The sequence below is a fragment of the Enterobacter sp. T1-1 genome, from assembly GCF_000710795.1.
Taxonomy (GTDB): Bacteria; Pseudomonadota; Gammaproteobacteria; order Enterobacterales; family Enterobacteriaceae; genus Enterobacter; species Enterobacter cloacae.
In genome coordinates this window covers 46047-64844 of record NZ_JALW01000045.1, presented here as the reverse complement: position 1 = coordinate 64844, position 18798 = coordinate 46047, and the positions used below count along the sequence as shown (strand labels likewise).

Sequence of the window (18798 nt, the reverse complement as noted above, 5' to 3'; positions counted from 1 at the left end):
CAGCCCCTTTGATTCTGCAATCCGGGCATTATGCCTGATTGCGAGCGGTTTCTGGTACACTACGCGCAAAGTCATAGCAAGAATTGAGATAGATACGCGATGAATATTGGTCTGTTTTATGGTTCCAGCACCTGCTACACCGAAATGGCGGCAGAGAAAATTCGCGACATCATTGGCCCGGAACTGGTGACGTTGCATAACCTGAAGGACGATGCGCTCACGCTGATGGAGCAGTACGACGTATTGATCCTCGGCATCCCGACCTGGGATTTCGGTGAGATACAGGAAGACTGGGAAGCCATCTGGGATCAGCTCGATACGCTCAACCTCGACGGCAAAATCATTGCCATGTACGGTATGGGCGACCAGTTCGGTTACGGGGAATGGTTCCTGGACGCACTCGGCATGCTGCACGATAAGCTGGCACCGAAGGGCGTCACGTTTATCGGCTACTGGCCAACGGAAGGTTACGAATTTACCAGTAAAAAACCGATTATCGCAGACGGCCAACTGTTTGTCGGGCTCGCGCTGGATGAAACCAACCAGTACGATCTGAGCGACGAGCGTCTGCAAACCTGGTGCGAGCAGATTCTGGGCGAAATGGCCGAGAAGTTCAGTTAATGCGTATTATTCCTGCGTCGGTTGCTGCTGCAGTAGCATCCGGCGCAGTTCCCGCCACTCCGCAATATCCATACTGTCGGCGGCCAGCCACAGATGCTGGCACTTACCGCCGCCCACCTGGCGTAACCGTAGCATCATGCCGGAACTGAGCATCCAGGGCATACCGAGGATATCCCACTCTTTACCCTGCCAGCGCAGGCGGGAGTCCATCAGTAATTTGATCTCACCCTGGCGGGCATTGATTCGGCGCTGGCTGCGCACGCTGTCAAAAACGACGAACGACAGCAACAACAGCCACAGCGGCGTATAGCTAAGCGGCCACGGCATCAGTAAAACAAATGCCGCGACCAGGCCGTGGAGCAATAACGACATCCACTGCGAGCGCCACGAGACGCGAAGATCAGATTGCCACAGGACCACGTTCCCGATTCCGTGTTTGAATTAATTGCACCATCCGTTGCAACTCGGTGTCGGCGGGCTTGCCGTGGTTCATCAGCCAGTTGAATAAATCGGGATCGTCAGACTCAAGCAGGCGAACAAACAGACGCTTATCCTCATCGCTTAAGCTGTCATACTCATATTCGAAGAAAGGCATGATGGAGATATCAAGTTCACGCATGCCGCGTCGGCATGCCCAGTGAATACGGGCCTTGTTGTTAATATCCATGTTCTGTTTCCTGCATTACGTTTGGCACAGTCGGTACCCCGTTCAGTCTTCTTTATTTCTCTGCGGGGACACTCGCTAGTGTAACGTGTTTTTGACCGTTTCTTTACTGGAATATTGCGAAGCTGAAGTGGGCTTCCAGAATAACCCCTATAAAGACAGCGGATTACACTATTTTGCGTGGCGCTACGCATTGCTGCGTTATGGCACGAATGGCCTGCTGAAAGCGCTTGCAATGGCTGTAGTCTCTTTTACCATTAGGCATTATCAAAGCGTTAAGCAATTCAGGATACCGTTATGGCATTTACACCATTTTCTCCTCGCCAGCCCGCCGCCTCTGCGCGTCTGCCGCTGACGCTTATTTCTCTTGATGACTGGGCACTGGCCACACTCGTTGGTGCCGACGCCGAAAAATACCTTCAGGGCCAGGTCACGGCAGACGTGAGCCAGATGACCGAACATCAGCACCTGCTGGCTGCGCATTGCGATCCAAAAGGCAAAATGTGGAGCAACCTGCGTCTGTTCCGCCGTCAGGATGGCTTTGCCTTTATTGAGCGCCGCAGCCTGCGTGATGACCAGCTTAAAGAGCTAAAGAAATACGCGGTCTTTTCCAAAGTCACCATTGCGCCAGATGACGAGCACGTGCTGCTGGGCGTGGCCGGTTTTCAGGCGCGTGCCGCGCTGAAAAACCTGTTCAACGAACTGCCGGATGCAGAAAAACAGCTGGTTAGCGAAGGTGAGACCTCCATTCTGTGGTTTGAACACCCTGCAGAGCGTTTCCTGCTGGTGACCGACGCCGCGACCGCCGAGCGCGTAACTGAGGCCCTGCGCGGTGAAGCCCAGTTCAATAACAGCCAGCAGTGGCTGGCACTGAACATTGAAGCGGGTCTGCCGGTGATTGACGCGGCCAACAGCGCGCAGTTTATTCCGCAGGCGACCAACCTGCAGGCGCTGGGCGGCATCAGCTTTAAAAAAGGCTGTTACACCGGCCAGGAGATGGTCGCGCGGGCAAAATTCCGCGGCGCGAATAAGCGCGCGCTGTGGACACTGGCGGGTCACGCCAGCCGTGTACCGGAAGCGGGTGAAGATTTAGAACTGAAGATGGGTGAAAACTGGCGCCGTACCGGCACCGTGCTAGCCGCCGTTCAGCTGGATGATGGCCGTCTGCTGGTGCAGGCGGTGATGAACAACGACATGGAAGCCGACAGCGTGTTCCGCGTGCGTGATGATGCCAACACCTTGAGTATTGAGCCGCTGCCGTATTCACTGGAAGAGTGATGCTGTATCGCCCGGTGGCGCTACGCTTACCGGGCCTACGGTTTTGGTGTTCTCCCTCTCGCTGTGGGAGAGGGTTAGGGTGAGGGCAACAGGCCGCAAGATGTAAAAACTACACCTGCCCCACATACAAATAAATGGCCAGGAAGTGACACACGCTGCCCCCAAGTACAAAGCCGTGCCAGATGGCATGGTTATAAGGGATGCGCTTGCAGACATAGAAAATGACGCCCAACGAGTAGACCACGCCGCCTACGGCAAGCAGGGTCACGCCCCCTACCGCCAGCTTAATCGCCAGCTGATAAACCACTATCAGCGACAGCCAGCCCATCGTCAGGTAGGTCACCAGCGACAGCACCTTAAACCGGTGCGCAATGGTCAGCTTAAAGAGGATCCCCAGCAGTGCCAGGCTCCAGATCACAATCATCAGGCCACGCGACAGCGGTGAGTTCAACCCCACCAGCAGGAATGGCGTGTAGGTGCCTGCAATAAGAAGATAGATAGCGCAGTGGTCAAATTTTTTGAGCCATATCTTTGCCCGCTGATGCGGAATGGCGTGATACAGCGTCGACGCCAGAAACAGCAGGATCATACTCCCGCCATACAGGCTGTAGCTGGTAATGGCCATGGCACTGGCGTTGGTGTCCACCGCCTGCACCAGTAATAACACTAAACCGACAATCCCAAACACCAGGCCAATGCCGTGGCTGATGCTGTTGGCTACTTCCTCAGCCAGTGAATATCCCTGTGCGATTAATGGTCTGCTCACCATACAAAACTCCGGGAAAACGAAAGATGATTATTCATCGCATGACTATGCTAACTGAGAATGATTCCAGTGAACACCTGTTAGCTAAAATAATTTCAATCCATAATTTATATATAAAAATCATAGATATAAAAAACAGTTTCACCTTACATTTGTTCACATTGAAATTTAATCATTATGAATCAAAGGCATAAAAATGGATCCTGCCCTCTGGCTGCATGTTATGATGGGTCAATGAAGTCTGAATGAGAGTTATGCCACTGTGAGTATGTTCACCCACGCCGCCATTGCCAGTCTCAATAATCTGGAGATGATGGTCTACAACTATGTCATCAAAAATCGTGACAAAGTGATGTACATGACTATCCGCGAACTGGCGGACGCGGCGGGTGTCTCCACCACCACTATCCTGCGCTTTTGCCGCAAACTCAACTGCGAAGGCTACTCTGAATTTCGCGTACGCTTTAAGCTCTATCTGGAGCAGAATGAGCCTCAGCAGATAAATTTTGGTGCCAGTGAAATTATCAGCTTCTTTAAAAGCGTTAATAATGAAGAGTTCGATACATTATTAGATGAAGCGGTGGAGATAATATTATCGTCCGAGCGAATTATCTTTGTCGGCGCAGGGACCTCAGGCTCGCTGGCAAAATATGGTGCACGCTTCTTTTCTAATATCGGTAAATTCAGCAACCATATCGACGATCCTTATTTCCCGGTGACCAATGATATGGCCAAAAATGCGCTGGCGATTGTACTGTCGGTATCCGGTGAAACGGAAGAGATCCTGCGCTTCGCCAGCCAGTTCAGCCTGCATCACTGCAAGGTACTCTCCATTACCAGCCATGAGCACTCGCGGCTGGCAAAACTGGCCGATTTTAATCTCTCCTGGCATGTTCCACAGACGCGTATTGCAGGCGTGTATGATATCACCACCCAAATTCCCGTTATTTATATTCTGGAGTCGCTCGGGCGTAAACTGGCGAAGAAATTAACAGAATAAAACATCCTGTTTTTTGCATGTAACAAATTACAATTCAGGCAAATTGTTATATCGTGACATTTAATGTCGCTTTGCTAGACTCGATTCCAATAAGTCATGAATTGAGAATAGCAACGATGAAAAAATTAACCTTACCAAAAGATTTTTTATGGGGCGGCGCGGTTGCTGCTCACCAGGTGGAAGGCGGCTGGAACAAAGGCGGCAAAGGGCCGAGCATCTGTGACGTGCTGACCGGTGGCGCGCATGGCGTTCCCCGTGAAATCACCCAGGAAGTGGTGCCGGGTAAATACTACCCAAACCACGAGGCCATCGACTTTCACGGCCACTACAAAGAAGACATCAAGCTGTTTGCCGAGATGGGCTTCAAATGTTTCCGCACCTCTATCGCCTGGACGCGCATCTTCCCGAAAGGTGACGAAACGCAGCCCAATGAAGAAGGGCTGAAGTTTTACGACGATCTGTTCGATGAATTGCTGAAGTACAACATCGAGCCGGTGATCACCCTCTCCCACTTCGAAATGCCGCTGCACCTGGTGCAGGAATATGGCGCCTGGACCAACCGTAAAGTGGTCGATTTCTTTGTCCGTTTCGCGGAAGTGGTCTTCGAGCGTTACAAAAACAAGGTCAAATACTGGATGACCTTCAACGAAATCAACAACCAGCGTAACTGGCGTGCCCCGCTGTTCGGTTACTGCTGCTCCGGTGTGGTCTATACCGAGCACGACAACCCGGAAGAGACCATGTACCAGGTGCTGCATCATCAGTTTGTGGCAAGCGCCCTGGCAGTGAAAGCTGCGCGTCGTATTAACCCGGAAATGAAGGTCGGCTGTATGCTGGCGATGGTGGCGCTCTATCCGTTCTCCTGTAAACCGGAGGACGTGATGTTTGCCCAGGAATCCATGCGTGAACGCTATGTCTTTACCGACGTTCAGCTGCGCGGTTATTACCCGTCTTATGTACTGAATGAGTGGGAGCGCCGTGGTTTCAACATTAACATGGAGCCGGGTGATGAGCAGATCCTGCGTGAAGGTACCTGCGACTACTTAGGTTTCAGCTATTACATGACTAACGCCGTCAAAGCAGAAGGCGGTACCGGCGATGCAATTTCAGGCTTTGAAGGCAGCGTGCCCAACCCGCATGTGAAAGCCTCTGACTGGGGCTGGCAGATTGACCCTGTGGGTCTGCGCTACTCTCTGTGTGAGCTATACGAGCGTTATCAGAAACCGCTGTTTATCGTCGAGAACGGTTTTGGCGCCTACGATAAAGTGGAAGAAGATGGCAGCATCAACGACGACTACCGCATCGACTATCTGCGCGCTCACGTGGAAGAGATGATCAAAGCCGTGACGCACGATGGCGTGGACCTGATGGGTTATACGCCGTGGGGCTGTATCGACTGCGTGTCGTTCACCACCGGCCAGTACAGCAAGCGCTATGGTTTTATCTACGTGAACAAGCACGACGACGGCACGGGCGACATGTCGCGCTCCCGTAAGAAAAGCTTCGAGTGGTATAAAGGTGTGATTGCCAGTAACGGTGAGACGCTTTAACTCTGTAACGCCGGGCGGCGCTACGCTTGATCCCCTCTCCCTTTTGGGGAGAGGGTGAGGGGTTTACTTCCCGCCCGCTAACTCAATAAAACTGCCCGTCACGTACGACGCTTTCTCGCTCAGCAGCCAGACAATCGCCTGGGCCACCTCTTCTGGCTGGCCGCCGCGCTGCATCGGCAGCAACGACTTAACGCGATCCACACGTCCCGGCTCTCCACCGTCGGCATGGATGTCGGTATAGATAAGCCCAGGGCGCACGCAGTTAACGCGGATACCTTGCGCCGCCACCTCCAGCGCTAACCCGGTTGTCAGTGAATCCACCGCCCCTTTGGACGCCGCGTAATCCACATACTCACCCGGCGCGCCCAGTCGTGACGCCGCGGAGGAGACATTCACAATCGCCCCACCCTTGCCGCCATGTTTGTGCGACATACGCTTTACCGCTTCACGGCAGCAAAGGAAATACCCCGTGACGTTGGTTGCCAGCACGCGATTAATGCGTTCAGCCGAAAGATTTTCGATAGTGGATTGCTCAAACAGGATCCCGGCGTTATTCACCAGCGCGGTCAGCGGCTCAGCTTCTCGGTCAAGACTGTCGAACATCGCCAGTACCTGCGCTTCATCGCTAATATCTGCGCGCAGGGCAAAGGCTTTACCGCCCGCCCCGACGATCTGGTTGATAACGTCCGTCGCAGCCTTGATATTGTGGTGATAATTCACCGCCACGGTGTAGCCTTCGTTTGCCAGCTGCAGCGCGGTGGCTTTACCGATACCGCGGCTGGCGCCTGTTACAAGTGCAATACCCATTCTTTTCTCCCAATAAAAAAGCCGGGTATGGCGGCTTCGCCATACCCGGCCTACGTTACTACATCAACACGATTACTGGTATTCGCTCATTGGTACGCAGGAGCAGAACAGATTACGGTCACCGTAGACGTCATCAAGACGTTTCACGGTTGGCCAGTATTTGTTTGCCACACCGGCCGGGAAAACCGCCAGTTCACGGCTGTAACCGTGATTCCACTCCGCCACCATTTCATGCTGCGTGTGCGGCGCATTGACCAGCGGGTTGTCTTCCAGCGTCCATTCGCCGTCCTGCACGCGGTCGATCTCCATACGGATGGCCAGCATCGCATCAATAAAGCGGTCCAACTCGGCTTTGCTCTCGGACTCCGTTGGCTCCACCATCAGCGTACCCGCAACCGGGAATGACATGGTTGGCGCATGGAATCCATAGTCGATAAGACGTTTGGCAATATCCAGCTCGCTAATGCCGGTCTGCTCTTTCAGCGGACGAATATCCAGAATGCACTCGTGCGCCACGCGGCCATCACGACCGGTGTAGAGCACCGGGTAGGCCGACTTGAGGCGGGTCGCGATGTAGTTAGCGTTCAGGATCGCCACCTGGCTTGCCTTCTTCAGCCCTTCCGCGCCCATCATGCGGATGTACATCCAGCTGATTGGCAGGATAGAGGCGCTACCAAACGGTGCCGCTGACACCGCGCCCTGACGGGTCAGCATCCCTTCGATCTGCACCACGCTATGGCCTGGAACAAACGGTGCCAGGTGTGCTTTCACGCCGATTGGCCCCATACCCGGGCCGCCACCGCCGTGCGGAATGCAGAAGGTTTTATGCAGGTTCAGGTGCGAAACGTCCGCGCCGATGAAGCCCGGCGAGGTGATGCCCACCTGCGCATTCATGTTCGCACCGTCGAGATAGACCTGGCCACCAAACTGATGCACCACTTCACACACTTCACGGATGGTCTCTTCGTACACGCCGTGAGTCGACGGGTAGGTCACCATGATGCAGGAGAGCTTATCGCCCGCCTGTTCGGCTTTCGCACGCAGGTCAGCGAGGTCAATGTTGCCGTTCTTATCGCACGCCACCACGACCACTTCCATCCCCGCCATCTGGGCGGAGGCCGGGTTGGTGCCGTGGGCAGAGCTTGGGATCAGGCAGATATCACGGTGGCCTTCGTTACGGCTCTCGTGATAGTGGCGGATCGCCAGCAGACCGGCGTACTCACCCTGCGCGCCAGAGTTTGGCTGCATGCAGAGCGCGTCATAACCCGTCAGTTTCACCAGCCAGTCGGAGAGCTGGTTGATCATCAGGTGATACCCTTCCGCCTGTTCGGCAGGACAGAACGGGTGCAGCTCGGCAAACTCAGGCCAGGTGATAGGGATCATCTCCGCCGCCGCGTTCAGCTTCATGGTGCAGGAACCCAGCGGGATCATCGCCTGGTTCAGCGCCAGATCCTTGCGCTCCAGAGAGTGCATGTAACGCATCATCTCGGTTTCGCTGTGGTAGCGGTTAAAGACCGGGTGCGTCAGGATCGCATCGTTACGCAGCATGCTTTCCTGAATTGAGCGGCTGTCGAGCGCGACCTCTTTGTCCAGCGTATCAATATCCAGGCCGTGCGCGTCGCCCAGCAACACGTTAAACAGGTTGACGATATCTACACGGGTGGTGGATTCATCGAGGGTGATGCCGACCGCGTTATGGATGTCGCTGCGCAGGTTGATTTGCGCCGCATCAGCACGCGCCAGCACCGCCGCTTTGTCCGCCACTTCAACACACAGGGTGTCGAAGTAGTGAGCGTGACGCAGTTTGAGGCCTTTCTGCTGCAGACCGCAGGCCAGAATATCGGCCAGACGGTGAATGCGGCTGGCGATGCGTTTCAGGCCAACCGGACCGTGGAACACCGCATACAGGCTGGCAATGTTAGCCAGCAGAACCTGCGAGGTACAAATATTGGAGTTCGCTTTCTCGCGGCGGATATGCTGCTCACGCGTCTGCATCGCCATGCGCAGCGCAGTGTTACCGGCAGCGTCTTTTGACACCCCGATAATACGGCCAGGCATGGAGCGTTTGAATTCATCTTTTGCCGCAAAGAATGCCGCGTGCGGGCCGCCGTAGCCCATCGGCACGCCGAAGCGCTGCGCAGAGCCGAAGACGATATCCGCACCCTGTTTGCCAGGCGCCGTCAACAGTACCAGTGCCATAAAATCAGCGGCGACGCTGACAACGACTTTGCGGGATTTGAGTTCGGTCATCAGCGCGCTGTAGTCATGCACTTCGCCGGTGGTGCCCACCTGCTGTAGCAGCACGCCAAAGACATCCTGGTGATCCAGTACTTTGTCGGCATCGTCGACAATCACGTCGAAGCCAAAGGTTTCCGCACGAGTGCGTACCACGTCCAGCGTCTGCGGATGAACATCCGCCGCCACGAAGAAGCGGTTGGCGTTTTTCAGCTTGCTCACGCGTTTCGCCATTGCCATGGCTTCTGCCGCGGCGGTCGCTTCATCCAGCAGAGACGCAGAGGCGATGTCGAGACCGGTCAGATCCAGGGTCACCTGCTGGAAGTTCAACAGCGCTTCCAGACGGCCCTGGGACACTTCCGGCTGATAGGGGGTATACGCGGTATACCAGCCCGGGTTTTCCAGCATGTTGCGCAGGATCACCGGCGGTAACTGCACGTTGGTATAACCCATGCCAATGTAAGACTTATAGCGCTTGTTAAGGGCTGCAATGGCCTTTAATTCTGCCAGCGCAGCAAATTCAGTCGTCGCCTCGCCCACCTGTGGTGGCGTGGCAAGCTGGATGTCTTTTGGCACGATCTGGCCGATCAGTGCGTCTAATGAATCCGCGCCAACTGTCTTCAGCATCTCCTGCTGTTGCTGAGCATCCGGCCCTATGTGACGTTCAATGAAGGCGCCACGGTTTTCAAGCTGGCTTAAAGTCTGTGTCATGAGCGATGGTTCCTGAAACGTGCAGTGAATATAAGTTCCCTCTCCCACCGGGAGAGGGTTAGGGTGAGGGGAAGATGGGCACCCTCACCCCTGTCCTCTCCCGAAGGGAGAGGGATAATGGCTTACTCGTCTTCTAACAGGGCTTCGTATGCGGTGGCATCCAGCAGCGCAGCAACCTGTGATTCGTCGCTGGCTTTGATCTTGAAGATCCAGCCGCCTTCATACGGTTCGCTGTTGACCAGTTCCGGGGAGTCGCTCAGCGCGTCGTTGACGGCAATGATTTCGCCGCTCACCGGTGCATAGATATCGGATGCCGCCTTAACAGATTCCGCGACAGCGCAGTCATCGCCTGCGCTAACGGTCGCGCCCACTTCCGGCAGGTCAACAAACACCATGTCGCCCAGCAGCTCTTGCGCGTGCTCGGTGATCCCAACGGTATAAGAGCCGTCCGCCTCTTTGCGCAGCCACTCGTGTTCTTTGCTGTATTTCAGTTCTGCTGGCACATTGCTCATTGAAGTTCTCCTGATAAAAATGATTAGGCGACCGGCTTACCGGCGCGAACAAAAATCGGTTTGGTCACGTGGACCGGCATTTCGCGGTTGCGGATCTGTACCACCGCCGTTTCGCCAATGCCGGCCGGCACGCGTGCCAGTGCAATACTGTAGCCCAGCGTCGGGGAGAAGGTACCGCTGGTGATCACGCCTTCACGCGGATTGCCGTCTGCATCGGTAAAACGTACCGGCAGTTCGCCGCGCAGCACGCCTTTTTCCTTCATCACCAGGCCAACCAGCTGTTCAGTGCCCTTTTCGCGCTGCATCTCCAGCGCTTCACGGCCAATAAATTCGCGGTCAGCCGGTTCCCACGCGATGGTCCAGCCCATGTTAGCGGCCAGTGGAGAGACGCTTTCGTCCATCTCCTGACCATAAAGGTTCATGCCCGCTTCCAGACGCAGCGTATCGCGCGCGCCCAGTCCTGCTGGCTTGACGCCCGCTTCCACCAGCGCACGCCAGAAGTCGGCGGCTTTTTCATTCGGCATGGCAATTTCATAGCCCGCTTCACCGGTATAGCCGGTGGTGGCGATAAACAGATCGCCCGCCTGCACGCCGAAGAACGGCTTCATGCCAGCGGTGGCTTCACGCTGCTCGTTGTTGAACAGCGTGGCGGCTTTCGCCTGTGCGTTCGGCCCCTGCACGGCGATCAGCGACAGATCATCACGGACGGTGATGTCGATGGCATACGGTTCAGCGTGTTGGGTAATCCAGGAGAGGTCTTTTTCGCGGGTGGCGGAGTTTACAACGAGGCGGAAGAAATCTTCAGTAAAGTAGTAGACGATAAGGTCGTCAATCACGCCGCCAGAGGCATTTAGCATGCCGGTATAGAGCGCTTTACCTGGCGTCTTCAGTTTTGCGACGTCGTTTGCCAGCAGATAACGCAAAAACTCCCGGGTGCGGCTACCGCGCAGGTCGACAATTGTCATGTGGGAGACGTCGAACATACCGGCATCGGTACGCACTGCGTGGTGTTCATCAATCTGGGAGCCGTAATGCAGCGGCATCATCCAGCCATGAAAGTCCACCATACGTGCACCGCATAACACGTGTTGTTCGTACAAAGGAGTCTGTTGAGCCATCTTTTCCTCGTTGAAAAATTCACCGTGAATCCCGGTATCGGCCCCGTCATTCGGCGCCGACGCAAACGTTCTCTTTTACCTGAACTTACCACCGAAACCGACGGTTAACCATAAGGTAAAACAGGTCATCACATTAGCTTATGACCAAAAAACGCTGAAAAGCCTACAGAGTTATTCACTGGTAAAATGCGATTCAACCCGCATAAAATTAACAACGATCTAACAATATTTAGCACATGGTGATATTTCATGCGGAAAAACGGGCCAAATTTCCGTAACGTAAAAATAGCCAGATTAGATTATCTAATGCGAAAAATGGCGTGAAATTAGATTATTTCAAACGAGGATATTTACCCGGCGCAGAGGCCGGGTAAATAAAGTGTGACGGGGATCGAGATTAACGTAACCAGTCGGGAAGATCGTTAAGACCCATCGCCTGACGAAGGAGTTGAGGTTTTACGCCCGGAAGGGTGTCGGCCAGCTTCAGGCCGATGTCGCGCAGCAGTTTTTTCGCCGGATTTGCCCCGGCAAACAGCTCGCGGAAGCCCTGCATACCTGCCAGCATCACCGCCGCGCTGTGCTTGCGGCTGCGTTCGTAGCGACGCAGGTAGAGATGCTGGCCGATGTCTTTACCTTCGCGGTGCAGACGGCGCAGCTCATTCACCAGCTCTGCCGCATCCATAAAGCCAAGGTTAACCCCCTGTCCGGCTAGCGGATGAATGGTATGCGCCGCGTCACCCACCAGCGCGAGACGGTGCGCCGCAAACTGGCGCGCGTAGCGGCCGGTCAACGGGAATACCAGACGTTCGCTCTCAAGGGTGCACAGACCAAGACGGTTATCAAACGCCATGCACAGCGCCTGATTAAACGCCTCTGGCGTCGCCTCGCGCATCAGCTGTGCTTTTTCCGGCACCAGAGACCAGACGATCGAGCACAGGTGCGGATCGCTCAGCGGCAGAAATGCCAGAATACCGTCGTTATGGAAAATCTGGCGCGCAACGCCGCCGTGCGGCTCTTCAGTACGGATGGTTGCTACCAGCGCATGATGACGATAATCCCAGAAGGTCAGGGGAATATCCGCCTTGTTACGCAGCCAGGAGTTTGCGCCATCCGCGCCCACCACCAGCCGCGCGGTAAGCATGTCGCCGCTCTGCAGGGTGAGAAACGCTTCGTTTTCGCCCCATGCCACCTGCTGTATTTGCGCGGGCGCGATCAGGGTGATATCGCTGCAGGATTGCGCTTTTTGCCATAACGCATGGTGAATGACGGCATTTTCGATGATATGACCCAGATGGCTATAGCCCATACTTTCATCATCAAACGCGATATGGCCAAAGCTGTCTTTGTCCCACACTTCCATTCCGTGATAGCAGCTGGCACGCTGCGCCACGATATCTGACCAGACGCCAAGGCGCGTCAGTAGTTTTTCGCTGGCGGCATTGATTGCCGAGACGCGCAGTTCCGGCGGCGCATCGTGCGCAACGGGCTGAGGCAGATTTTGCTCCAGCACGGCCACGCGCAGACCACTGCCCTGTAAACCACAGGCCAGCGCCAGCCCTACCATTCCACCGCCCACAATGGCGACATCAACATTTTGCACGATGATAACTCCTTAACGCGCGACCCAACCAAGGGTCCGCTGCGCCAGCACGTCACGTGCCGGAATGAATAATTCCATCGCCATCAGCCCAAGGTTGCGGCCTGCAACCAGCGGTGCCCAGCGATTGGCAAACAGATGCACCAGGCCATCGGTGACGCCGATAGTCGCATCTTTATCCGCCCGGCGTCGCTTCTGATAATGGCTGAGCACCGGATACGCGCCGCAATCTTTTTGCTCATGCCACGCCTGGGACAGAGTCTCTGCCAGGCTCATCACGTCGCGTAGCCCAAGGTTGAAGCCTTGCCCGGCGATTGGGTGCAACGTCTGCGCGGCATTGCCGACCAGCGCCACACGATGGGAGATGGACTGAGATGCCGTGGTCAGCGACAGCGGGTAAACAGCGCGTTTTCCCGCATGGGTAATACGCCCCAGCCGCCAGCCAAAGGCTTTTTGCAGTTCGGTACAGAAACGGTCGTCGGACCAGGCCTCAACGTCAGCCGCTTTATCCTGAGGATGACACCACACCAGCGAGCAGCGTCCGTTTGACATCGGCAGCATGGCCAGCGGGCCGTGCTGAGTGAAACGTTCAAACGCCCTGCCGTTGTGTTCTCCCGCCGTAGAAACGTTAGCAATAACGGCGACCTGTCCGTAAGACTGGGCGCGCCATTCCACGCCGCACTGGGTGCCAAGCGCAGAACGTGAACCATCGGCGGCGACCAGAAGCTGGCCATCCAGAACCGTGCCGTTTTCCAGCGTCACGCTGACCGCCGCTTCGCTGCGGCTGAAGCTGGCGACGCGTGCCGGGCAATGGAGCGTTACACCCGGGGCATCCTGCAATAAACGGAACAGACGCAGCCCGACGTCGTGAAGTTCAACCACCCGACCTAAGGCATCAATGCGGTAATCCTGCGCATCCAGCGTCACAAACCCGGCATGGCCACGATCGCTGACGTGAACGGTGTTAATTGCCGTCGCACAATCCGCAATCGCCTGCCAGATGCCAATTCGAGCGAGCTGCTGGCAGGTCCCCTGAGCCAGGGCAATGGCGCGGGCATCAAAACCGGGATGGTCGGACGCCTCTGGCGCCACGGCCTCCACCAGATGGACCGGAAGTTGCCCTTTCGTCAAATGCGAGATGGCCAGCGCCAGCGTAGCTCCCGTCATCCCCCCACCAACGATAATCACGCTCATGGGCGTGCCGCTGCCATCAGCGCCTCAATGTCATCGGCGTTTTTCACCACGCCCGCGGTCAGGTTTTCGTTACCGGTTTCGGTGATGACAATGTCATCTTCGATGCGAATACCAATTCCACGGTACGCTTCCGGCACGTCGGCATCCGGCGCAATGTAGAGCCCCGGTTCAACGGTCAGCACCATACCCGGCTCCAGCGCGCGAGAACGTTCTGAACCATACGCACCCACATCATGCACATCCAGCCCTAGCCAGTGGCTCAGGCCGTGCATAAAGTAGGGGCGATGCGCATTTTCAGCAATCAGGGTATCCACATCACCGTTCAGAATCCCGAGCCTTACGAGGCCAGTAATCATGATGCGCACCACTTCGCCGGTTACTTCCTGGATGGAGGTGCTGGGGCGATAGAGCTTCAGCGCGGTTTCAAGAGATTCAAGAACGATGTCATAAATTTCGCGCTGCGCGGGGGTGAACTTACCGTTCACCGGGAAGGTACGGGTGATGTCGCCCGCATAGCCCTGGTATTCGCAGCCTGCATCAATCAACACCAGATCGCCGTCACGCAGTTCACTTTCGTTTTCGGTGTAGTGCAAAATACAGCCGTTTTCACCGCCGCCGACAATGGTGTTGTAAGAGGGATAACGCGCGCCGTGGCGGTTGAACTCGTGGTGAATCTCGCCTTCCAGCTGATATTCAAACAGGCCGGGATGGCACTTTTCCATCGCCCTTGTGTGAGCCAGCGCGCTGATTTCGCCTGCACGACGCATCACGTCCAGCTCTTCCTGCGATTTAAACAGGCGCATCTCGTGGACCACCGGGCGCCAGTCCGTCAGCGTGGCCGGGGCGGAGAGATTCTGCCGGGAGCCTTTACGCAGCTTATCCAGCGCGGTGAAGACTATCTCATCGGCGTACGCATACTCACCCTGCGCGTGGTAAAGCACATCCAGCCCGTTCAGCAACTGGTAGAGCTGCTGGTTGATTTCGCTGAACGCCAGCGCACGGTCCACACCCAGTTTCGCGGGCGCGGCCTCTTGCCCCAGGCGGCGACCAAACCAGATCTCCGCGGTGAGATCCCGTACGCGGTTGAAAATCACGCTGTGGTTGTGGGTGTCATTGCTCTTGATCAGCACCAGTACCGCCTCCGGTTCATTGAACCCGGTGAAGTACCAGAAATCGCTGTTCTGGCGATAGGGGTATTCACTGTCGGCACTGCGCGTCACTTCGGGCGCGGCAAAAATCAGCGCAGCGCTTCCGGGCTGCATTTTTGCCAGCAGCGCCTGACGACGACGGGAATACTCTTGATGCGAGATAACCATGACACCCTCCTGTGCGTTATTTTTCTTAATGTAAGGTTGGCTTACGAACTTCCGGTGCGGTTGGCTGCGAGCGGGTGAAGTTATCGTGGCACAGCAGTGCCGCCACGCGAACGTACTCGATAATCTCTTCGAGAGACATCTCCAGCTCTTCCTGATCTTCTTCTTCGTCGTAACCCAGCTGCGCGATGTTACGCAGATCGTCGATCGCTTCACCCGCTTCGCCGGTCACTTTATCAAGCTTAGGCTGCGTTACGCCCAGCCCCAACAGATAGTGGTTTACCCAACCGGCCAGCGCATCGGCGCGATCGAACACGCTGACATCGTCGCCTTCAGGCAGATAAAGCTGAAAAAGGAAGCCATCGTCCTCCAGCGAATCGCTGATTGCCGAGTGCATTTTTCGCAGCGCTTCCGCCAGTTCATGACCAAACGCCAGCCCTTCGTTCGTCAGGTCGTGGATCAGCGGCTGCCATGAGCTGTCGCTGTTTCCGCCGCATAGCATGCCACTGATCAGACCGTGCATTTCGGCAGGGGTTAAACCCACACCCTGCTGGTTCAGTAACTGGTTTAAATCGTTGTAACCAGGCATTTCGTTCTGTATAGACATGAGCTTTCGTCATCAAAGGGAGGAATATTCATGATATGCTACCACTTTGGACCCTGGTGATACCAGAAAAGGGCTTGTATCTTCACATCAGGGTAGCTATAGTGTCGCCCCTTCGCTGCCCCTGGGGCAGTAAGCGAAGGCAGCGCAGTCAATCAGCAGGAAGGTGGCATGTCTGCACAACCCGTCGATCTCCAGATTTTTGGCCGTTCACTGCGAGTGAATTGTCCTCCTGAACAAAGGGATGCTTTGAATCAGGCTGCGGACGATTTGAATCAGCGGTTGCAAGATCTTAAAGAACGCACTAGAGTCACAAATACTGAGCAGCTGGTTTTTATCGCCGCGTTGAACATCAGCTATGAACTGACTCAGGAAAAAGCGAAGACCCGCGACTACGCGGCAAGCATGGAGCAGCGCATTAAAATGCTCCAGCAGACCATAGAACAGGCGTTGCTTGATCAAGGTCGCAATCCCGAAAGACCGGGACCAAAGTTTGAATAACACTTCTCAGTTGACTATGGTAGAGTAACTGTGAAGACAAAATTTCTCTGAGATGTTCGCAAGCGGGCCAGTCCCCTGAGCCGATATTTCATACCACAAGAATGTGGCGCTCCATGGTTGGTGAGCATGCTCGGTTCGTCCGAGAAGCCTTAAAACTATGACGACACATTCACCTTGAACCAAGGGTTCAAGGGTTACAGCCTGCGGCGGCATCTCGGAGATTCCCTCACTCTTCTTCTACCACTACCATGACTCAATTCCCTGAAGTTTCTGCCTCACGCCAGGATATTCGTCAACTTATTCGACAACGTCGCCGGGCGTTAACCCCTGAACAGCAAGCGCATTTTTCCCAGCAGGCCGCGGCACGCATGATGGCGTATCCGCCTGTAGTGATGGCGCATACCGTCGCGCTGTTTCTCTCTTTTGATGGTGAGCTTGATACGCAGCCACTCATCGAACAACTCTGGCGAGCCGGAAAGCGGGTTTATCTGCCGGTGCTGCATCCGTTTAGTGCAGGGAACCTGCTGTTTCTGCACTACCACCCGCACAGCGAACTGGTTGTGAATCGTCTGAAAATCACCGAGCCGAAGCTGGATGTGCGCGACGTGCTGCCGCTGTCACAGCTGGACGTGCTGATTACGCCGCTGGTGGCGTTTGATGAACAGGGCCAGCGTTTAGGAATGGGCGGGGGGTTCTATGACAGAACGTTGCAAAACTGGCAGCAGTACGGGTTGCAGCCGGTGGGTTATGCGCATGATTGCCAGGCGGTAGACGCCTTGCCGGTCGAGAAGTGGGATGTACCGTTGCCGGCGGTGGTGACGCCATCGAAGTTGTGGGAATGGTGAAACAGGCGTGCAGCCTGATGCCCTCACCCCAGCCCTCTCCCACCGGGAGAGGGAGAAAACATAAAAAACGGTAACTATCGTTACCGTTTTGCATTTACCTCACACCCTCAGTACAGCAGACGCGCGCGAATCGTCCCCGGAATGGCCTTCATGCTCTGCAGCGCTTTCTCGGCCACATCTTCATCTGCTTCGATATCAATAACCACATAGCCCATCTGCGAGTTAGTTTGCAGATACTGCGCGGCAATGTTGACGCTCTGCTCGGCAAAGATCTGGTTGATGGCGGTCAGCACGCCCGGACGGTTTTCGTGAATATGCAGCAGACGACGGCCACCGTGCAGCGGCAGCGACACTTCCGGGAAGTTAACGGCAGAGAGCGTTGAACCGTTATCGGAGTATTTACTCAGTTTACCCGCCACTTCCAGACCGATATTTTCCTGCGCTTCCTGAGTAGAGCCACCGATGTGTGGCGTCAGGATCACGTTGTCGAACTCGCACAGCGGAGAGTTAAATGGATCGCTGTTGGTTGCAGGCTCCGTCGGGAAGACGTCGATAGCCGCCCCCGCCAGATGCTTACGCTTCAGGGCATCGCACAGCGCGGGAATGTCGACAACCGTACCGCGTGCGGCGTTGATCAGCAGGGAACCTGGCTTCATCAGCGCCAGCTCTTCCGCGCCCATCATATTTTTGGTTGAGGCGTTTTCCGGCACATGCAGGCTTACCACGTCGCTCATGTTCAGCAGGTCTGAAAGATGTTGAACCTGAGTGGCGTTCCCCAGCGGCAGTTTGCTTTCAATGTCGTAGAAGTAAACATGCATGCCCAGGGATTCAGCCAGGATACCCAGTTGGGTACCAATGTGGCCGTAACCGATGATACCCAGTTTTTTACCGCGCGCTTCATAAGAGCCCGCGGCCAGTTTGTTCCACACGCCGCGGTGGGCTTTGGCGTTGGCTTCCGGAATACCGCGCAGCAGCAGCAGCAGTTCGCCAATCACCAGCTCCGCCACGGAACGGGTGTTGGAGAACGGGGCGTTAAAGACCGGGATACCGCGTTTTGCGGCAGCATTCAGGTCAACCTGGTTGGTACCGATGCAGAAACAGCCGATCGCCACCAGCTTTTCCGCCGCAGCAATAACGTCTTCAGTCAGTTGGGTACGGGATCGCAGGCCAATGAAATGGGCATCACGGATGGACGCTTTCAGCTCTTCAGTATCCAGCGCGCCTTTGTGAAATTCGATGTTGGTGTAACCTGCCGCGCGAAGGCTATCAAGTGCTTTTTGATGCACGCCTTCTACTAGCAGGAATTTAATCTTGTCTTTCTCCAGTGATACCTTTGCCATTTACCCGACCCTGTTTTTTTGTCTGAACTGATGTTGTGCTGGATTGAAATCCGCTTAGCCAACATATCAAAAAAAACTATTGCAGCAATATGAACGTTTGCGTCGGCACTCTGAAGAAAAGTCATACAGTGCAAAATAGCAG

Annotated in this window: 18 protein-coding genes and 1 other RNA gene; 7 read left to right on the top strand and 12 right to left on the bottom strand. The window is 55.4% G+C overall.

What is annotated here, in order from left to right:
- Positions 1 to 99 precede the first annotated feature (99 nt).
- Entirely contained in the window at positions 100 to 621 is a 522-nt protein-coding gene (gene fldB, locus AK59_RS0115230) for a flavodoxin FldB (protein WP_013098613.1), read from the top strand.
- 6 nt (positions 622 to 627) lie between these two features.
- Here the strand turns inward: fldB and AK59_RS0115225 are convergent, their stop codons facing one another.
- Both AK59_RS0115225 and sdhE read right to left on the bottom strand, forming a co-directional pair.
- A complete protein-coding gene (locus tag AK59_RS0115225) occupies positions 628 to 1041 on the bottom strand; it encodes a protein YgfX (protein ID WP_023620447.1) in 414 nt (137 codons plus the stop codon).
- On the bottom strand, positions 1022 to 1288 hold the full coding sequence (gene sdhE, locus AK59_RS0115220; protein ID WP_013098615.1) for an FAD assembly factor SdhE: 267 nt from the start codon (positions 1286 to 1288) through the stop codon (positions 1022 to 1024). The genes AK59_RS0115225 and sdhE overlap by 20 nt, the downstream gene beginning before the upstream one ends.
- 294 nt (positions 1289 to 1582) lie before the next feature.
- Between sdhE and ygfZ the strand changes: the two genes are divergently transcribed.
- Entirely contained in the window at positions 1583 to 2563 is a 981-nt protein-coding gene (gene ygfZ, locus AK59_RS0115215) for a tRNA-modifying protein YgfZ (protein WP_023620448.1), read from the top strand.
- Between the two features lie 109 nt (positions 2564 to 2672).
- On the opposite strand, the gene trhA is transcribed toward ygfZ, so the two are convergent.
- Positions 2673 to 3332 carry a PAQR family membrane homeostasis protein TrhA gene (gene trhA, locus AK59_RS0115210; RefSeq protein ID WP_003863433.1) on the bottom strand — a complete coding sequence of 220 codons (660 nt, stop codon included), beginning with the start codon at positions 3330 to 3332 and terminating at the stop codon, positions 2673 to 2675.
- A gap of 265 nt (positions 3333 to 3597) precedes the next feature.
- Here trhA and AK59_RS0115205 point away from each other — a divergent pair, with 265 nt between their 5' ends.
- Together AK59_RS0115205 and bglA are read left to right on the top strand one after the other, a co-directional pair.
- Positions 3598 to 4329, top strand: a complete 732-nt coding sequence (locus AK59_RS0115205; RefSeq protein ID WP_020687085.1) for a MurR/RpiR family transcriptional regulator — start codon at positions 3598 to 3600, stop codon at positions 4327 to 4329.
- Positions 4330 to 4445: 116 nt separating this feature from the next.
- Complete coding sequence (gene bglA, locus AK59_RS0115200) at positions 4446 to 5879, top strand: 6-phospho-beta-glucosidase BglA (RefSeq protein ID WP_029883156.1); 1434 nt, start codon at positions 4446 to 4448, stop codon at positions 5877 to 5879.
- A 63-nt stretch (positions 5880 to 5942) separates the two neighbouring features.
- Here bglA and AK59_RS0115195 read toward each other — a convergent pair whose 3' ends face one another.
- From AK59_RS0115195 to AK59_RS0115160, 8 genes are all read right to left on the bottom strand, one after another.
- The gene (locus AK59_RS0115195; protein ID WP_013098620.1) at positions 5943 to 6686 is read right to left on the bottom strand and encodes an SDR family oxidoreductase; all 744 of its coding nucleotides are present in this window, start codon (positions 6684 to 6686) and stop codon (positions 5943 to 5945) included.
- A gap of 72 nt (positions 6687 to 6758) precedes the next feature.
- Positions 6759 to 9632, bottom strand: a complete 2874-nt coding sequence (gene gcvP, locus AK59_RS0115190; protein ID WP_029883155.1) for an aminomethyl-transferring glycine dehydrogenase — start codon at positions 9630 to 9632, stop codon at positions 6759 to 6761.
- 122 nt (positions 9633 to 9754) lie between these two features.
- Positions 9755 to 10144: a glycine cleavage system protein GcvH gene (gene gcvH / locus AK59_RS0115185; RefSeq protein ID WP_013098622.1), complete on the bottom strand. Its 390-nt coding sequence runs from the start codon at positions 10142 to 10144 to the stop codon at positions 9755 to 9757.
- 23 nt (positions 10145 to 10167) lie between these two features.
- Positions 10168 to 11262, bottom strand: a complete 1095-nt coding sequence (gcvT, locus tag AK59_RS0115180; protein WP_028028158.1) for a glycine cleavage system aminomethyltransferase GcvT — start codon at positions 11260 to 11262, stop codon at positions 10168 to 10170.
- 397 nt (positions 11263 to 11659) lie between these two features.
- The gene (gene ubiI, locus AK59_RS0115175) at positions 11660 to 12862 is read right to left on the bottom strand and encodes an FAD-dependent 2-octaprenylphenol hydroxylase (protein ID WP_029883154.1); all 1203 of its coding nucleotides are present in this window, start codon (positions 12860 to 12862) and stop codon (positions 11660 to 11662) included.
- A 12-nt stretch (positions 12863 to 12874) separates the two neighbouring features.
- Positions 12875 to 14053: a 2-octaprenyl-6-methoxyphenyl hydroxylase gene (ubiH, locus tag AK59_RS0115170; RefSeq protein ID WP_029883153.1), complete on the bottom strand. Its 1179-nt coding sequence runs from the start codon at positions 14051 to 14053 to the stop codon at positions 12875 to 12877.
- Positions 14050 to 15363 (bottom strand): Xaa-Pro aminopeptidase, encoded by a 1314-nt coding sequence (gene pepP, locus AK59_RS0115165; protein ID WP_029883152.1) that lies wholly within the window; start codon positions 15361 to 15363, stop codon positions 14050 to 14052. Before pepP ends, ubiH begins: the two co-directional genes overlap by 4 nt.
- 31 nt (positions 15364 to 15394) lie before the next feature.
- Positions 15395 to 15973 carry a YecA/YgfB family protein gene (locus tag AK59_RS0115160; protein ID WP_013098627.1) on the bottom strand — a complete coding sequence of 193 codons (579 nt, stop codon included), beginning with the start codon at positions 15971 to 15973 and terminating at the stop codon, positions 15395 to 15397.
- Between the two features lie 168 nt (positions 15974 to 16141).
- Here AK59_RS0115160 and zapA point away from each other — a divergent pair, with 168 nt between their 5' ends.
- The 3 genes from zapA to AK59_RS0115150 all read left to right on the top strand — a co-directional run bounded on the left by zapA (position 16142) and on the right by AK59_RS0115150 (position 17316).
- Positions 16142 to 16471, top strand: coding sequence for a cell division protein ZapA (gene zapA / locus AK59_RS0115155; RefSeq protein WP_006811891.1), 330 nt, complete (start codon positions 16142 to 16144; stop codon positions 16469 to 16471).
- Between the two features lie 41 nt (positions 16472 to 16512).
- Positions 16513 to 16696: non-coding RNA, 6S RNA (gene ssrS / locus AK59_RS1000000124535), on the top strand.
- Between the two features lie 23 nt (positions 16697 to 16719).
- The gene (locus AK59_RS0115150) at positions 16720 to 17316 is read left to right on the top strand and encodes a 5-formyltetrahydrofolate cyclo-ligase (protein WP_029883151.1); all 597 of its coding nucleotides are present in this window, start codon (positions 16720 to 16722) and stop codon (positions 17314 to 17316) included.
- A gap of 107 nt (positions 17317 to 17423) precedes the next feature.
- Here the strand turns inward: AK59_RS0115150 and serA are convergent, their stop codons facing one another.
- Complete coding sequence (serA, locus tag AK59_RS0115145) at positions 17424 to 18656, bottom strand: phosphoglycerate dehydrogenase (protein ID WP_014885150.1); 1233 nt, start codon at positions 18654 to 18656, stop codon at positions 17424 to 17426.
- Between the last annotated feature and the right edge of the window lie 142 nt (positions 18657 to 18798).

Bases quoted from the DNA above. Each gene is read 5' to 3' on its own strand.
- fldB (WP_013098613.1), top strand. From the start codon at position 100: ATGAATATTGGTCTGTTTTATGGTTCCAGCACCTGCTACACCGAAATG.
- sdhE (WP_013098615.1), bottom strand. From the start codon at position 1,288: ATGGATATTAACAACAAGGCCCGTATTCACTGGGCATGCCGACGCGGC.
- ygfZ (WP_023620448.1), top strand. From the start codon at position 1,583: ATGGCATTTACACCATTTTCTCCTCGCCAGCCCGCCGCCTCTGCGCGT.
- trhA (WP_003863433.1), bottom strand. From the start codon at position 3,332: ATGGTGAGCAGACCATTAATCGCACAGGGATATTCACTGGCTGAGGAA.
- AK59_RS0115205 (WP_020687085.1), top strand. From the start codon at position 3,598: ATGTTCACCCACGCCGCCATTGCCAGTCTCAATAATCTGGAGATGATG.
- bglA (WP_029883156.1), top strand. From the start codon at position 4,446: ATGAAAAAATTAACCTTACCAAAAGATTTTTTATGGGGCGGCGCGGTT.
- AK59_RS0115195 (WP_013098620.1), bottom strand. From the start codon at position 6,686: ATGGGTATTGCACTTGTAACAGGCGCCAGCCGCGGTATCGGTAAAGCC.
- gcvP (WP_029883155.1), bottom strand. From the start codon at position 9,632: ATGACACAGACTTTAAGCCAGCTTGAAAACCGTGGCGCCTTCATTGAA.
- gcvH (WP_013098622.1), bottom strand. From the start codon at position 10,144: ATGAGCAATGTGCCAGCAGAACTGAAATACAGCAAAGAACACGAGTGG.
- gcvT (WP_028028158.1), bottom strand. From the start codon at position 11,262: ATGGCTCAACAGACTCCTTTGTACGAACAACACGTGTTATGCGGTGCA.
- ubiH (WP_029883153.1), bottom strand. From the start codon at position 14,053: ATGAGCGTGATTATCGTTGGTGGGGGGATGACGGGAGCTACGCTGGCG.
- AK59_RS0115160 (WP_013098627.1), bottom strand. From the start codon at position 15,973: ATGTCTATACAGAACGAAATGCCTGGTTACAACGATTTAAACCAGTTA.
- zapA (WP_006811891.1), top strand. From the start codon at position 16,142: ATGTCTGCACAACCCGTCGATCTCCAGATTTTTGGCCGTTCACTGCGA.
- AK59_RS0115150 (WP_029883151.1), top strand. From the start codon at position 16,720: ATGACTCAATTCCCTGAAGTTTCTGCCTCACGCCAGGATATTCGTCAA.
- serA (WP_014885150.1), bottom strand. From the start codon at position 18,656: ATGGCAAAGGTATCACTGGAGAAAGACAAGATTAAATTCCTGCTAGTA.